The 14,815-nt window shown below is 61.9% G+C and carries 11 protein-coding genes and 1 pseudogene; 4 read left to right on the top strand and 8 right to left on the bottom strand.

Features of this window, described 5'->3' with window-relative positions:
- Positions 1–5: 5 nt before the first annotated feature.
- Both OIT41_RS17665 and OIT41_RS17660 read right to left on the bottom strand, forming a co-directional pair.
- On the bottom strand, positions 6–884 hold the full coding sequence (locus OIT41_RS17665; RefSeq protein WP_264636995.1) for a 2-hydroxy-3-oxopropionate reductase: 879 nt from the start codon (positions 882–884) through the stop codon (positions 6–8).
- Positions 885–1,001: 117 nt separating this feature from the next.
- Positions 1,002–1,805 (bottom strand): hydroxypyruvate isomerase family protein, encoded by an 804-nt coding sequence (locus OIT41_RS17660; RefSeq protein WP_264636994.1) that lies wholly within the window; start codon positions 1,803–1,805, stop codon positions 1,002–1,004.
- Between the two features lie 1,497 nt (positions 1,806–3,302).
- On the opposite strand from OIT41_RS17660, the gene OIT41_RS17655 reads away from it, so the two are divergent.
- From OIT41_RS17655 to OIT41_RS17645, 3 genes and pseudogenes are all read left to right on the top strand, one after another.
- A complete protein-coding gene (locus OIT41_RS17655; protein WP_264636993.1) occupies positions 3,303–4,802 on the top strand; it encodes a hypothetical protein in 1,500 nt (499 codons plus the stop codon).
- Positions 4,733–5,242, top strand: a pseudogene (locus OIT41_RS17650) (ABC transporter ATP-binding protein); the annotation flags it as partial. The gene OIT41_RS17655 and the pseudogene OIT41_RS17650, both read left to right, overlap by 70 nt.
- Before the next feature lie 205 nt (positions 5,243–5,447).
- The gene (locus OIT41_RS17645) at positions 5,448–6,662 is read left to right on the top strand and encodes an ABC transporter permease (protein ID WP_264636992.1); all 1,215 of its coding nucleotides are present in this window, start codon (positions 5,448–5,450) and stop codon (positions 6,660–6,662) included.
- A 177-nt stretch (positions 6,663–6,839) separates the two neighbouring features.
- Here the strand turns inward: OIT41_RS17645 and OIT41_RS17640 are convergent, their stop codons facing one another.
- The 6 genes from OIT41_RS17640 to OIT41_RS17615 all read right to left on the bottom strand — a co-directional run bounded on the left by OIT41_RS17640 (position 6,840) and on the right by OIT41_RS17615 (position 13,146).
- On the bottom strand, positions 6,840–7,055 hold the full coding sequence (locus OIT41_RS17640; protein WP_264636991.1) for a type II toxin-antitoxin system Phd/YefM family antitoxin: 216 nt from the start codon (positions 7,053–7,055) through the stop codon (positions 6,840–6,842).
- A 93-nt stretch (positions 7,056–7,148) separates the two neighbouring features.
- Positions 7,149–8,240: a type I restriction endonuclease gene (locus tag OIT41_RS17635; RefSeq protein ID WP_264636990.1), complete on the bottom strand. Its 1,092-nt coding sequence runs from the start codon at positions 8,238–8,240 to the stop codon at positions 7,149–7,151.
- 80 nt (positions 8,241–8,320) lie between these two features.
- Positions 8,321–9,469 (bottom strand): glycerate kinase, encoded by a 1,149-nt coding sequence (locus OIT41_RS17630; RefSeq protein ID WP_264636989.1) that lies wholly within the window; start codon positions 9,467–9,469, stop codon positions 8,321–8,323.
- Position 9,470: 1 nt separating this feature from the next.
- Positions 9,471–10,865, bottom strand: coding sequence for a C4-dicarboxylate transporter DctA (gene dctA / locus OIT41_RS17625; protein WP_264636988.1), 1,395 nt, complete (start codon positions 10,863–10,865; stop codon positions 9,471–9,473).
- Between the two features lie 159 nt (positions 10,866–11,024).
- Complete coding sequence (locus OIT41_RS17620) at positions 11,025–12,122, bottom strand: tartrate dehydrogenase (protein WP_264636987.1); 1,098 nt, start codon at positions 12,120–12,122, stop codon at positions 11,025–11,027.
- 124 nt (positions 12,123–12,246) lie between these two features.
- Positions 12,247–13,146 (bottom strand): LysR family transcriptional regulator, encoded by a 900-nt coding sequence (locus OIT41_RS17615; RefSeq protein WP_264636986.1) that lies wholly within the window; start codon positions 13,144–13,146, stop codon positions 12,247–12,249.
- A 200-nt stretch (positions 13,147–13,346) separates the two neighbouring features.
- Between OIT41_RS17615 and OIT41_RS17610 the strand changes: the two genes are divergently transcribed.
- On the top strand, positions 13,347–14,786 hold the full coding sequence (locus OIT41_RS17610) for an HNH endonuclease (protein WP_264636985.1): 1,440 nt from the start codon (positions 13,347–13,349) through the stop codon (positions 14,784–14,786).
- Positions 14,787–14,815: the final 29 nt, after the last annotated feature.

The raw sequence follows: 14,815 nt of genomic DNA, 5'->3' as shown, positions 1-14,815 counted from the left end.
TGGCTTTACTTTCGGCCGCTGAGCTGGAGGACTTGCTTGAAGAGGCCGGAGTGGTCGAGTCCGCCGTCGCCCTGGTTGACAGTGGCGGCCACGAGCTGCGCGACGACGGCGCCGAGCGGGATGGCGACGTTGGCTTCGCGGGCTGCGGAGGTGACGATGCCGAGGTCCTTGTGGTGGAGGGCCAGGCGGAAGCCGGGGTCGAAGTTGCGGTCGAGCATCTTCTGGCCCTTCTGGTCGAGGACCTTGGAGCCGGCCAAACCGCCGCCGAGGACCCTGAGGGCGGCGTCCGTGTCCACGCCGTAGGCCTCAAGGAAGGCGATGGCCTCGCCGAGGACCTCGATGTTGACGGCCACGATCAACTGGTTGGCTGCCTTGACGGTCTGGCCGGAGCCGGAGGGGCCGACGTGGACGATGGTCTTGCCGACGGCGTTGAGGACATCCTGTGCCGCTTCGAAGTCGGCTGCGTCACCGCCGACCATGATGGACAGGACTGCGTCGATGGCGCCCTGTTCGCCACCGGAAACGGGGGCGTCGAGCGGGCGGATGCCGGCCGCGACGGCGTCTGCCGAAAGGCGGGCTGCGACGTCCGGGCGGATGCTGCTCGCGTCGATCCAGAGGGTGCCCTTCTTCGCGTTGGCGAAGACACCGTCCGGGCCGCTCACGACACCTTCGACGTCGGGGGAGTCCGGCACCATGGTGATGACGACGTCGGCGTCCTTGACGGCGTCGGCGATGCTCGTGGCACCCTTGCCGCCTTCGGAGACGAGCTTGTCGATCTTGTCCTGGCTGCGGTTGAACCCGGTGACGGTGTGGCCGGCCTTGACCAGGTTGATGGCCATGGGAAGGCCCATGATTCCGAGTCCGATAACTGCAACGTTGCTCATGATTTTCCTTACTGAAGTCTTTGTTTTAGCTCAGGTGTGCTGGACCCAACTGGCTCGCAGTTGATGTCGTTTTGAGGGCTCTAAACGACAACAACTGCTACTCAGTTGGCGCGTTCGCTAGTGGGAGGTGGCGCGCTGGCGGATGGCCCAGCTGAACGCCGTTTCCTGCGGTTCCTTGTATTCGAGGCCGATGTAGCCTTCGTAGCCGAGTTCGCGGCTGCGGGCGATCCATTCGCCGAGGGGAAGCTCCCCGGTTCCGGGAGCCCCGCGGCCGGGGTTGTCGGCGATCTGGATGTGGCCGAAGTCCTTGGCGTGGTTTTCGATGACGGCTGCGACGTCGTCCCCGTTGACTGCCAGGTGGTAGAAGTCGGCGAGGAGCTTGACGTTCGTGGCGCCGGATTCTTCCTTGACGCGGGCGATCACCTTGAGGGCGTCGGCGGCCTTGAGGAGCGGGTACTTGGGGGCGCCGCTGACGGGCTCGAGGAGGACAGTGCCGCCGATGCGTGCGACGCCATCCGCCGCGCTGGCGAGGTTCTCGGCACCGATGGCGTCCTGCTTCTCGGGGGATTCGCCGTCCGCGCGGTTGCCGTAGAGGGCGTTGAAGGCCTTGCAGCCGAGCCGCTCGCCGATGCCTGCGACGACGTCGATGTTGTCCAGGAACTCGGAGGAGCGGGCGGGCCAGGACACCAGGCCGCGGTCGCCGCCGGGCATGTTGCCGGCGTTGAAGTTCAGGCCGGTGAGCTGAACGCCAGCGTCCTTGATGGCGTTCTCGAACTCGGTGACCTGGGCGTCCGACGGAACGGAGGTCTCAAAGGGCCACCAGAATTCGACGGCGTCAAAGCCGGCAGCCTTCGCAGCTGCGGGGCGCTCGAGCAGGGGCAGCTCCGTCAGGAGGATGGAGCAGTTCACTGTGTACGTCATCGTAGGTGTCCTTCCGGGGGAGGGCTTGGGATCCATCTTCCGCTTGGCTTGTCCTCTTCGGCTAGTTCGCCGCGTCGAGTTTCCGCTTTGTGGAATTTAGATTCTGCTTTATGAAAAGTTTAGGGAAGGAGGGGGTGGGAGTCAAGGGGGTCTTCCGTGTGGAGCGGGTTTGGGATACCAAGTGACGGGCTTGGGTGGGCTGGGAGTAGGCGACTGGGGTGCTGCGTCCACTCTCGCCTCGCTGTCCGATGGCGTCACCTCTCTACGTGCTCACCCTCGATTTACACGGAGATGCGCCACCGGCCACACGGAGATTGCCCGATTCCACACTGAGATTCCGGTCTCCCAGCACTGAATTTCGGCTTTTTCACACTGAGACGGCTTTTTCGCCCTTAGCCTTCCCGTATCAGTTTCGATTTCAAATCGGAACCACAGATCGATTGGGGGATTCATGGAATGTCGCGGCTTGATCGCTCGGGAAGTCTTGGCGGCAACGCCCGCCCGTGCGACTGCGATCCCGGACCAAAACGGGTTCCGAGAATGATCTTTTCATCAGCTAGCCGCAGCGCGGCCACTGCGTGCGTGGCTCGCCTTTGTCGCTGGCAGCGTCGTCTCTAGGCACCGGCGATGGGAAGGCTGTTCGTTCTCGCGCCGGGGCTTGCGGTGGTCACATTCGTGGCGCGCCTGATCCGGGGCAGGGGGCGGGCTCCCCCGTTCGTGAAGTCAAGGACTCGCGAGCCGCGATCCCGGACTCGTTCCGTGCGATCGGCTCAGGGTGGAGAACATGTTCGATATTCATGTCTGACCAGAAGCGCGGTCGGAATTCCAAGACCGGCCGGTAATTGAGAATGGGGAATCGAATGAAAATGGTTAGGAATGCAAGGAAGGCAGTGGCGGCAGGAGCACTGACGGCTCTTATGGCAATTGGGGCTGCGTCGGGAGCGCAGGCCACTAGCGCATCGGGCACGGCGTATTTCGACAACGGGCAGCCGATCACGGCAAATATGTGGATCCAGCCGGTTTCAAATGGCGGTTGTGGGAGCTTTTCCTCGTCGGCGGTGATGAATGTATCACCCAATTGGATCCGCAATACGACATCGTTCTACCAGTAGGGAGTTGGGTCTATCAGTATCAAGGGTGTCAACGTATCGGGATCGGGAACCAGCAATCCCGCGACACTTCAGTGGACCAATAGTAACGGTGCTCGTGGATCCTATCTGAGCGGCACAGTCTGCATGGGGTGGGGTGCCTTCTACCTAGGTGCGGATGTGGCGGCCACCGCTTACTACTACGGTAATTTGCGCACTGCTTCCGCTCGCGTATAACGAAGAGATCGGCACTGCAGTAATGACAAGAAGCCTAGGTATATGCCGTCAAAAATTGCAGCACACACGAAACAAGCTGGTGTCGGTGCTAATCGCGGCCATGCTTTGCCTGACTGCCTGCAGTGCCGGTCTCTCCGCGCCGGCCAACGATGTGTCTGCCATACAAGATGACTTGAAGAAGCTCCAGGGAATCAACGGTCTCATAAGGATGCCCGAAGGGGAGGGTCAAGAGCGTGGAGATCTGTACACGACGGCGTTGTACACCGAGAACTTTGGCTCCCACCTGCTGGCCGCGGACGACGCCAATCGGACCGTCCGCAACGCACTGGGTGATCAGTCCACAGCCGACCTGCCGACGCTCTGGTCGGCGCTCAAGCTGCTTAGGGCAGCCGGCGCAGCTTTGCCTGCCGAATTGGAGAAGAGATTGGCCAGTACCGCGATGCCTGCAAGGCAGCAGGATGTAGGCGCGGAAATCGCCGCCCTCTGGTTTTGGATCGACATCGGTAGGATGCAAGGCTGGTCCGTGATCGCAGGAAAGTCCTTTGTGGAAGAAGCGCTCATACGGCTTGGCGCAATTGACCTCAACTCGATCACGAACAAGCCCTATCTTCTATGGCGTCTCTTCGATTCCTATTCGGCTCTGCAAAAGGAGAGACCCCTCGAATTGGAACAAGCGTTGAAGAACGTGGATTCCAACAAGCTCCCTGGCGACTATGAGTCAACTCTTGACTTTCAAGCCGCTCTTGAAGCTAGAGCAACTCTTGGAAATGACCTGATGGTTCCTAACGGTGCTAGGGACCATATCGTTAGGCTTCTGGATTCGAGCCAGGTGCACGATGACGCGCTGATCGCTTCAATGCTGCGTTCCTTGGAATTGCTGAACGCACAGACAGAGGCGAAGCGACTTGTCAAAGATCATATTGCACCCAGGGTCGACCAGAAGACGGGACTTATCCGTTCATCGACTCTCGCCAAAGGATCGGTCCACGGGACGTATCTTGCCGCGAGACTCCTCGACACGGGCTTTCCCGCTGTCGTGAGTGAGCGAACCCGAGATGAACTGGAACGGGTGCTGAAAGCGCCCGAAACCGATCAGATCACTCAGCTCAAGGCGCTTGTGGCGCTAAAGCGCTCTGGGTCTCCATCCTGGGGGAACTACGGTTCGATCATCGAGCAAGGTAGGGCGGCGCTTCCGGCCACCGTGACTTTCGCAAAACTCAGCGGGTACATCGAGCTGGTGGATGTTCTGGTGCAGCTTGAGCCTAACGCGAGGTTGGCGCGACTGGAGGCGTTCGATGCGGACCCCGGGGTTGAAGACCTACTTTCCGGAGCACTGATGGCGCTCTCCAACTCCATGTACTTCTCAAACAGCGAAGAAGTGAGATCAATGTTTCCGGCCGTCCAGTCCGCGCTCCCGCAGCTCATTGGTTCATCCAAAGAAAAGGGCCTGAATTATTTTCGGGCGTTGACCGCCATGACGAGCGCAAGTCGGTCCGGACTGGGATCAAACGACTTCGACAAAGCGGCCGAGGAACTCCGGACTCTGAAGGGCTGCAAAGAATTCCCGTCCTTGTATCGGATGGAAGCAGACAAAGCGTCACCATGCAGTCTGTCAATTTCGGCCGCAATGATCGCGGTCCCGGGTGCCTACGACTTCGGGGAGAACAAATGACAGCGGTGCTGCGTCTTGAGAACATCGCCAAGTCCTTTTTAGATGATCGCGGGACGCGACAGTTGGTCCTTTCTGGAATCAGCCTGAACGTCGAGGCTGGCGAAATCGTCTGGCTGCGAGGTGAGTCGGGTTCGGGGAAATCAACGATCCTGAACATCTCCGGACTGCTATCGACTCCCGATGCCGGCAAAGTGTGGATCAACGGTGACAACAGGACCGACGCCTCGTCCCGGGAAGCGAGTCGGGTCCGCTCGAACGAAATTGGCATGGTGTTTCAGAGCAGCAACCTGTTGCCCGAACTTACGGCGTTGGAAAATGTCCTCCTTGCCAGCAGCAAGCCCATGACGCGCGCAACGATTACGGAGCAGCTGGAACGCTTCGGCCTGGTGGCGGTCGCTGACCGGCAAGCGAAAAGGCTTTCCGGCGGGCAGCAGCAAAGAGTCGCGTTTTGCCGTGCGCTGATCAACGAACCGTCATTGCTACTGGCCGACGAACCAAGTTCGGGTCTCGATGCGACAAACACTGAGGCCATCCTGGACGCCATGCGAACGGGGGCCAACAGCGGGTGCGGCATCCTCGTTGCTTCCCACGACGAAGTTTTCCAGCAAGTGGCCCACCGTCAGCTTCCTATGAAGGAGTTGTTCCTTGAACAGAAATAGGGTCTTTGCTGCAAGGTCGGTGCGGCTTTCCCTCTCGAAATTGAGGCCGCTCGCGGTCCTGATGAGTCTTGGCATCGCGGTATTCATATTCGCCGACAGCATCGTAGGGGCCGGAATAAGCTCATACTCAAACAAGATCAGCACCAATTCCGCCCTGAATTATGTGGAGGTGACTTCAGTAGGCCCGGACTCAGCTCGTGAGATCACTGATGAATCATTATCCCGGTTCAGCCAAATCGATCACGTAGTGCGATCCTCCGGTTGGGCACAAATAGACCTCGCCATAGAGGACCCTGCGTACTGGCCGTCTCCGAACAATCCCGGCGCGTTCATGGGTACGCCATTCATCAGCGGCATCACTCCGAAAATACTGCTGGGAGACGTCTCCGGGGACGGCCCTGGGGAAGGCCAGATCCTGCTTCCCGACAAGGGGCAGGGCCAGAGATACGCCCAGCTGCTCGGCAAGGAAATGAGCTTTGTGTACACGAAGGAAATCGGCCCTGGCAATGGGGAACCTGTTTCCATATCTCTCCGCGTCTCAGGTATCTATGACAACTCGTCGCCGGGTACGGATGGCGCACAGGCTGCTTACGTATCCAGTAAGGTGCTCCAGTCAACGCTCGCCAATGCCCGGCCGAATACAAAAGCGCTGACCTACCCCCGCGCATATGTTCGCGTTGACTCAGCAGACGAGGTGGTCAATGTACAGAACCAAGTCCGAGCGCTCGGATATTCAGTGAACAGCGTTGCGGGCCAAATCCGGTCCCTCTCAGGTCTCTTCGCTCTTCTCGCCCTGGTCAGCTGGGTGATCGGTGGGTTCTTGATCATCTTCTGCCTCGGGGTCGGAATGTCTGTTGGTGGCAGTTGGATCAAGCAGAGAGCTCGCGAAGTGGGTCTCCTCAAAGCCATCGGCTGGTCGGGGGCCTCGATAGCGGGGGTTTACATGGTCGAGTTGGCCGCAGTGGGTCTGATCATTAGCGTTGTGGGAGCGCTCCTGGGAACTCTTTGCTCCGTCATAGGAACGGCGGTCTTCAGCGGACTGCAGCTCGACCTCCTGCCGGTGGCTGCGTGGGCCATGCCCAACTGGTTGCTCGTGCTCGGGGCACTCTTCTGTGTTCCTATGTTCTTGTGCCTTGGGGCCGTTGGGCACGTCGCAAGACTCGCTCGGCTCGATGCGGATTCCTCGCTGAGGGACCTGTAGCTCCCCCAGCGCCCCAGACTCCGAGCAAACCGCCCCCGACCGCGTCTTCCGCCGTCGGGGGCGGTCCGAATACTTCGGCTTGGCGCGAGGTGTCCGCGACGTATTTGCCGGTCTTGAACCAGACGAGCATGGAGTTCATGTCCTTGACCATAGGGGTCCCGAACTCGAAGCCAGGATCTAGTCCAGATCTGCCCGGAATGCTTCAATGTCCACGCGCGGCAGGTGCCGGCGGCTGGCGATCAGTTGTTCTGTTTGGCGGCCGCGTCGGCGTACGGGCTGGAGCTCAGCCACCTCGTGGTCTTCGCGGGTAACGATCAACGTTTCGCCACGAGCGACCCGCTCAAGCACTTCGTCGCCATGGTTCCTTAGCTCGCGCACCGTCACAGTTCCCATGCACCAAGTGTGTCCCCGCTGATACGGGTGCGACAGCAATCCTCGTTGTGAACGTGTCCATCCAAGTCGGCGCCCCCACCCAGCTGGCAGGTGCTACAGGTAGCCCTTCACACTGGCGCGAAGAGCGTCAGCGTGTTCGTAGATGTCTTCAAGGGAGTCGATGGGAACACGCCGCTCCTCTTTGTGTTCGTCGAAAAGTCCGATGTACTTCTGTGTTCGGTTGAAATGCAGACGTGCTATCGGCCTGCGGTTATTGTCATCTAGGAGTACCGCGAAGTACGACTTGGCGTCGCGCTGGAAGACTCTTGAGGGCTTTACGTCGCTGCAAACGATCGCCCGGACAATCTGGTAGCCCTCGATTTCTTCGAGTGTGGTCTCAATACCATCGGCCTCGGCGAGGTCTGATTCAACCACCGGCTCACTCGTCACCTTCGGAAGAAGTGCCGAATCGTCGACCTGCGTAAAGGTCTGAGAGCCGAGGGCTTTCTTAAGACGTTCATTGGCCTGGTCGTTGAGAAACTGCTTCGATGCCTTTTTGACTAGCGAAGTGAACTGCTCGCGCACACGTTGCGTATATGGGCCGGTGTACACACGTGTGGTCAAGAACTTGACCCACTCGTCTTCAGGCTCGCGGAACTGGGCGGCCAGTGTCCGTTTTAGCTCGCCGATGTATTTCAGTTCGCCAGCTGCGTTGATGATCGAGTCAAGATCGAAGACATCTTTTGAGAGTTTCTGGAGTTCCGGCAGGAGCGAATCATCGATGTCATTGAGATCCAGCACCAAGAACGGCTTTTCGTCCATACGGTTCGGAGCATCGAGATCAGTGAAGAACTGATACACCTCGCCATTGGTGAGTATGGCAATCCGCGCATTTGTGACTGCAAAGTAGCGGAATAGTTGGGAAGCGTGTTCGATCCTTACCGGTCCAATGGACTTCTTGCACTCGATGAGGATCTGTATCTCGCCATCCTTCACGATGGCGTAGTCGATCTTCTCGCCTTTCTTGATTCCCACATCCGCTGTGAACTCCGGTACGACCTCAAGAGGGTTGAAAACGTCGTAGCCGAGGATCGTTGAGATGAACGGCATGACGAATGCGTTCTTCGTTGCTTCCTCGGTCTGAATAGCCTCGCGCTGCTGACGCACCTTTGCTGCAAGCGCCGATAGCCGTTCTGCGAATTCCATGTGTCCCCCTTGACCAATCCGACATTGAGCCAACCGTAGACCCGCGGTAGCAAGAGATCGCGGAAGTCGGGCGTGTCTGTTTACAAGCCACCTAAGCGACCGAGCCCCTCCCCAATTTCCCGCCCGATCCGCCGCAACAGGTCCGCCGACAACACAGGGTCCTTCGACGAGTCCAGATCCGTGTAGCCCGCCAGGGTGTAGACGTGGGAAAGCGACATCTCGGACCACCGCTCCTGCCGCAGCAACGAACGGCCGGCGACGGCGATGATCGGCCGCGTACCCGAGCGGCGCGCGACGGCGGCCGGCAGCTTTCCGGCGAGGGTCTGCTCGTCGATGCTGCCCTCGCCGGTCACCACCAGATCGCAGCTGTCCTTGCGGGTGTCGAAGTCCAGGAGGTCGAGGAAGTAGTCCGCCCCGGAGACCTGGGAAGCACCCAGCAGCATGCACGCGAAGCCGATCCCACCGGCGCTTCCAGCGCCCGGATGCTCGGCAACGGAAGCTGCATCCTCAAAGCCAACGGAGGCGAGCACAGAGACAAAATGCATCAGGCCGGCGTCGAGCGCTGCAACATCCGCAAGCGATGCGCCCTTCTGCGGACCGAACACCGCAGGAGCTCCGTCCGGCCCGCACAGCGGGTTGTGCACGTCGCTCGCAACAATCAGTTCCGTCTCGGCTAGCCCGGAAAGCAACGTCCCGAGAACGGAATGAACAAGGCCAAGGTTCCGCCCGTTGCCGTCCAAAGAACGGCCGGAGGCATCCAGGAAGCGGAAGCCCAGGGCGGTGAGCATGCCCATTCCTCCGTCGGTGCTCGCGCTGCCTCCGAGCGCCAGCACGATCCGAGCCGGCCTCAACGAAAGGGCAAAGAGAACAGCCTCGCCGAACCCGCGACTCGACGCATCCAGCGGCAAAAGCCGTCCGTCCGGCAAGAGCCCCAAACCGCAAGTGTTCGCTACCTCCACAACAGCAGTGGCGCCGTCGAACGCGATGCTCGCTTGTGCGGGCTGGCCAGTGGGGCCGCTCACCGTGCAGCCGTGGCGGGCGAACCCGGAGGTGACGGCGGCATCAACGCTGCCGTCACCTCCGTCCGCCAGCGGCAGCAGCTCACAGCGAACTGCTCCGACGGAACGCAGCCCTGTCGCCAGGGCGTCTGCCACCTCGCCGGCCGTGAGGCTGCCTTTGAACTTGTCGGGCGCGATGAGGACGGTTTTCGGGGCGGTTGCGTTACTCATGTCAGATGGATTCCGAATAGGCGGGGTGGCGATCGGCGGGCTGAAAGGGCTCGACGGCGGCAGCGGGCGCCGGAAGATCGGCCACCTGAATCGGCTCCACAGCTTCGCCCGCGAAGACACTGCGGACGCGGTCGGCGTCGAGGGTGCGGTCCCACCAGGCGATGAACAACGTGGCGACGGCGTTGCCCGTGAAGTTCACGAGGGCGCGGCATTCGGACATGAACTTGTCGATGCCGAAGATGAGCATGATGCCCGCGGCCGGGATGGTGCCGATGGTGGCCAACGTTGCAGTGAGAGCGATGAATCCGCCGCCAGCAACACCGGCAGCCCCCTTGGACGTAAGCAGCATGACGGCGATGAGGCCCAATTGCTGGCCGATGCTCAAGTGCGTGTTGGTGGCCTGGGCGATATACACGGCGGCCAGGGAAAGGTAGATCGCTGCGCCGTCGAGGTTGAAGCTGTAGCCGGTGGGGACAACGAGCCCCACTGTCTCCTTCTTGACCCCCGCATGCTCGAGCTTGCGCATCAGGCCCGGCAGCGCCGGTTCGGCGGTCGAAGTGCCCAGGATGATCAGGTATTCCTCTTTGAAATGCCTGATCATCGTGAAGATGTTCAGTTTCAGGAACGCCATGACGGAGCCAAGGACCACCACCACAAAGAGGATCGAGGTGACGTAGAACAGCGCGATCAACCCGCCCATGCTTGTCAGCGAGGACACACCGTACTTGCCGACCGCGAAGGCCATGGCGCCGAAGGCACCCAGCGGCGCGGCCTTCATGATGAAGCCCAGGATCTTGAACATCACGCCGGTGAGCCGCTGCACGCCGTCGAGCACGGGGGCGCCAAGCTTGCCCATCGCGTTCAACGCGATCCCGAAGACCACCGCGATGAAGATGATCTGGAGAATATCGCCCGCAATGAAGGGCTGGACGATGCTCGTGGGGATGATGTTGGTCAGGAACTGCCACCATTCCTGGTGCGCGCCGGCATCGATAAGCTGGGCCGCGGCAGCGGTGGTCTTGATGGTGCCCGCAGTAGCGTTGACGCCCTCGCCAAGCCGGAAGATATTGATCGCCACCAAACCGAACGCCAACGCACAAATCGTTCCGATCTGGAAGTACGTGAGAGCCTTGAGGCCCGTCATCCCGACCTTCTTCAGGTCCGCGACGCTCGCGATCCCGCCGACGATGGTCAGGAAGACGATCGGCCCGATGAGCATCCTCATCGCATTGACGAACGTGGTTCCGATCGGTTCCATGGCGATGCCTGCGGTCGGCGCGAGCCAGCCGAGCAGGACGCCAATGAGAATGGCGGTCAGTACCCAGAAATACAGTTGCCGGTACCAGCGTTTTTTGGGGGCCGGGGTCGGATGACCGGCGGTTGATGAGTGTCCCATGTTTCCTACCTCATTGTGGAAAATCTCTGGAGAAAGCTGAAAGGGTAAGCGGCGTCCCGAGGGCCCCGACGCGAGCTTGCGAGTGTTGGGGAGGGACCTCCGCGGCGTTCGACGGCGGCCGGCCAGCCGCCGTCGAACGCCACCGGAGTTGCGGCTGCTTTAGACGGCGGCCAGCGAGTGGCTAAGAGCCTTGATGATGGCTTCGGTGACGTCGTCCGTGGTGGCTTCGCCGCCGACGTCGCGAGTCAAGAACCCGGCGGCGGTGGTCTGCTCGATGGCGGCCTCGACCAGGCGGGCTTCCTCGTGCAGTCCGAAGTGGTCCAGCATCAGGGCGGCGCTGGCGATGGCCCCGATCGGGTTGCTGATGCCCTTGCCCGCGATGTCCGGCGCGGAACCGTGGACGGGCTCAAACATCGACGGGAAGCGCCGCTCAGGGTTCAGGTTTGCGCTCGCGGCGAGGCCGAGGCTGCCGGCGAGGGCGGAGCCGAGATCGGAGAGGATGTCGGCGTTCAGGTTGGACGCGACCACCACTGACAGTTCCTCGGGGTGGAGGATGAACTTGGCGCTCATGGCGTCGACCAGGACGCTCTCGGTCCGCACGTCCGGGTAGTCGAGGGCGACGCGTTGGAAGGTTTCGTCCCAGAGGACCATGCCGTACTGCTGGGCGTTGGACTTGGTGACCGACGAGACTTTCTTGACCGTGCGGGTCCGGGCGAGCTCGAAGGCGAAGCGCATGATGCGCTCGCAGCCTTTCTCAGTAAACAATGCGGTTTGCAGCGCTACTTCGTTCCCCGGGCCGCGCCCGCTCAGGTTGCGTCCGCCGAGGCCGGCGTACTCGCCTTCGCTGTTTTCGCGGACAACGATCCAGTCGAGCTCGGTGTTGTCAGCTTTGCGGAGCGGGGACTGGATGCCGGGGAGGAACTTGACCGGGCGGATGTTGGCCCACTGGTCGAAGTTCTGCGTGATGTTCAGGCGCAGGCCCCAGAGGCTGATGTGGTCCGGGACGTTCTCCCAGCCGACGGCTCCGAAGTAGATGGCGTCGAAGTCCTTGAGGGCGTCCAGGCCCCTGGGGTCCATCATCTGGCCGGTCTTCTCGTAGTAGCCGCAGCCCCACGGGAACTCGGTCCATTCAAAGGCGAACTTACCGGCGGAGTTCGCGGCCAGGGCGTCCAGGACGCGGCGTCCCGCGGAGACAACTTCTTTGCCCACACCGTCTGCGGGGATCGATGCGATGCTGAATTTCTGGGTGGCGCTCATGCCTACCTCCTCGTTGAGTTTGTTAGCAGAGTCGCACTGCTTTCCTCTTCAAGTAGACGGGCGGCGGGTAGGTGGCGTCCAAGACTTAGTTTCGATACAACTGATAGGTAATGCCTATTGGTTTCTAGTTATTGGTGCGCGCGGTGTGCTCCGCGGCGACCTTCAAGAACGCTTTGGCCGCCGGAGTGAGGTTGTCCTTGCGGCTGAGCACCGCGACATCCAGATGGGTCACCGGTTCGACGAGCATTGTGCGCAGCCCGGCCTTGTGCGCGGTGGGAGCCCACGACGACGGCATCACCGCGTGCCCGACGCCCTCCAGGACCAGGGGCAAGATGGAGGTCCGGTGGGCAACTTCGACGACGATCTCCACCTCGACGCCGTGCGCCAGGGCGTCATCCACGAGCCAACGCATAAGGGAGCCTCGTTGGCTCGCAATGATGCGCTGGCCCCCGAGATCCTCGCGTTGGATGGCCGTTTGCTCGGCGCCGAAGGAGTCGGCCTGCGGATTGACGATCAGGATGAGCGGTTGCTTTTCGAGTTCGATGACCTCGACGCCTGGAACCAGGATCGGCGTAGGCGAGCCGGCCAGGCCGATCTCGGAGCTGCCATTCCGGACTGACTCGATAACTTCTTCGGGAGTGAACGCGGCACTGACGTTGAGCCGGACTGCGGGGTAAACCTCGGTGAAGGCGGCGATCATGGACGTCAGCGGCTCGATGCCGGGGGACGGCATGGTGATGATGTCGAGTCGACCGCTCCTGATCCCCTGGAGTGACTGGACCGCTGATTGCGCGGCGTCGAGATCCCGCATGACGAGTCTGGCCGGGCCGACCAGCTCTTTGCCGGCTTCGCTAAGGACTGCCCTGCGGCCGATGCGGTGGAAGAGCGGAACGCCGAGCTCCTTCTCGAGGCTGGCGACCGTCTGGGAAAGCGAAGGTTGGGCGATGAGCAGATGCTCGGCAGCGCGGTTGAACCCGTCGTGGTCGACGACGGCGAGGAAGTACTTCAGTTTTCGCGTGTCCACAGTGCGGCTCCTCTGGCTGGGCTTCCGACACGATCGATAGCCTACGCCTATCAGTGACGCAAGCGATGGCCGGGCTATCTGGGTTCCTTCGGTGGCACTTCCTTTGCCCTTCCCAAAAATTTTCAAAATTTTTTCGGTTCTTTCGCTTGGACGGGTCTTTTCGGCCTAAAAATGTCGGAGGTCCCTGAAATGCTTTGGTTATGGTCGGTATTCGGGGAACGCAGCTGATCGGATCGGGTGCGCCTTCGGGCGGCGCGGGTCCGGAGGCTGCCGTGCCGGGCGCCCGGGTGCACGAGCTGACCGGCGCCGTTGCTTCGCTTCGGCCAGGTTCCGACCGCGCCGAATTGATCAACCAGTTGCGTGCCCTGGAAGACTTGAAGTCCGCGGCAGCGGCCGCGCAGGCGAGGATCGCGGTGGCGTTCGATGCCGTCCAGCGCAGCGCCGACGCCGCGGCCGGTGTCCCGGCCGACGAACGCGGACGCGGCGTCGCAGCCCAGGTGGCTTTGGCCCGGCGGGAATCCCCCGCCAAAGGATCCCGGCTCCTCGGACTCGCGAACGCGCTGGTCACCGAAATGCCGCGCACCCTCGCCGCCCTCGACACCGGGCAGTTGAACGAATGGCGCGCCACCCTGCTCGTGAAGGAAACAGCCTGCCTGTCCGCCGAAGACCGCTGCGCCGTGGACGAGGAACTCGCCGCCGACACCGGCACCTTCGACGGCGCCGGAGACAAAGCCATCCTCGCCGCCGCCCGGGCCGCGGCCTACCGGCGGGACCCCCGCACCGTCACCCAACGCGCCAGCCACGCCGCCACCGAACGGCACGTCAGCCTCCGCCCGGCACCGGACACCATGACCTACCTGACCGCGCTGCTTCCCGTCGCCCAAGGAGTGGCCGTGCACGCTGCCCTGTCCCGGCACGCCGACACCCTCCGCAACGCCGGAGAGGACACCCGCACCCGGGGACAGATCATGGCCGACACCCTGGTCGAACGCACCACCGGCACCCCCGCAGGAATCAGCGGCGTGGAGATCCAGCTCGTCATGACCGACCGCACCCTCTTCCAAAGCGACGCAGAACCAGCCCGGCTCCCCGGCTACGGCATCGTCCCCGCCGGCTGGGCCAGGTCACTGCTCAACGACGGGAACCGGGGCGACGCCACACCCGGCCACAATCACGAATTGAAGGTCTGGCTCCGGCGCCTCTTCACCGCCCCCGCAACCGGCGAACTGGTCGGCGTCGACTCCCGTGCCCGGCTGTACCCGCCCGGGCTGCGGCGCTTCATCCAGGCCCGCGACGACACCTGCCGCACCCCCTACTGCGACGCACCCATCAGACACATCGACCACATCATCCCCTGGCACCACGGCGGCACCACCAGCCTGGCCAACGGGGCAGGACTCTGCGAAGCCTGCAACCACACCAAAGAACTCCCCGGCTGGACAGCACAAACCGGGACAGCAACAACAAGCCCCGGAACACGGCACGTCCTCGACATCCGCACCCCCACCGGACACCACTACCGATCAACAGCCCCGCCCCTGCCAGGAACGCCTTTGAACGGAGACCCGCCCGTCATGGCTGCGCACTATTTCGGGGACCTGTCTCGCGCGCGCCACGGACAGGACGTGCCGGCCGCTTAGGCACGCACAAAACCCGCCCGGCCGTGTAT

The sequence above is a fragment of the Arthrobacter sp. YA7-1 genome (assembly GCF_025960325.1).
GTDB classification, from domain to species: Bacteria; Actinomycetota; Actinomycetes; order Actinomycetales; family Micrococcaceae; genus Arthrobacter; species Arthrobacter bambusae_A.
Note: the sequence above shows the minus strand (reverse complement) of the source record. Positions and strands in the feature narration are given on the sequence as shown.

What these genes read in the sequence shown, in the direction of transcription:
- OIT41_RS17665 (WP_264636995.1), bottom strand. Translation starts at nt 884, where the DNA reads ATGAGCAACGTTGCAGTTATCGGACTCGGAATCATGGGCCTTCCCATG.
- OIT41_RS17660 (WP_264636994.1), bottom strand. Translation starts at nt 1,805, where the DNA reads ATGACGTACACAGTGAACTGCTCCATCCTCCTGACGGAGCTGCCCCTG.
- OIT41_RS17640 (WP_264636991.1), bottom strand. Translation starts at nt 7,055, where the DNA reads ATGGGAACTGTGACGGTGCGCGAGCTAAGGAACCATGGCGACGAAGTG.
- OIT41_RS17635 (WP_264636990.1), bottom strand. Translation starts at nt 8,240, where the DNA reads ATGGAATTCGCAGAACGGCTATCGGCGCTTGCAGCAAAGGTGCGTCAG.
- OIT41_RS17630 (WP_264636989.1), bottom strand. Translation starts at nt 9,469, where the DNA reads ATGAGTAACGCAACCGCCCCGAAAACCGTCCTCATCGCGCCCGACAAG.
- dctA (WP_264636988.1), bottom strand. Translation starts at nt 10,865, where the DNA reads ATGGGACACTCATCAACCGCCGGTCATCCGACCCCGGCCCCCAAAAAA.
- OIT41_RS17620 (WP_264636987.1), bottom strand. Translation starts at nt 12,122, where the DNA reads ATGAGCGCCACCCAGAAATTCAGCATCGCATCGATCCCCGCAGACGGT.
- OIT41_RS17610 (WP_264636985.1), top strand. Translation starts at nt 13,347, where the DNA reads ATGGTCGGTATTCGGGGAACGCAGCTGATCGGATCGGGTGCGCCTTCG.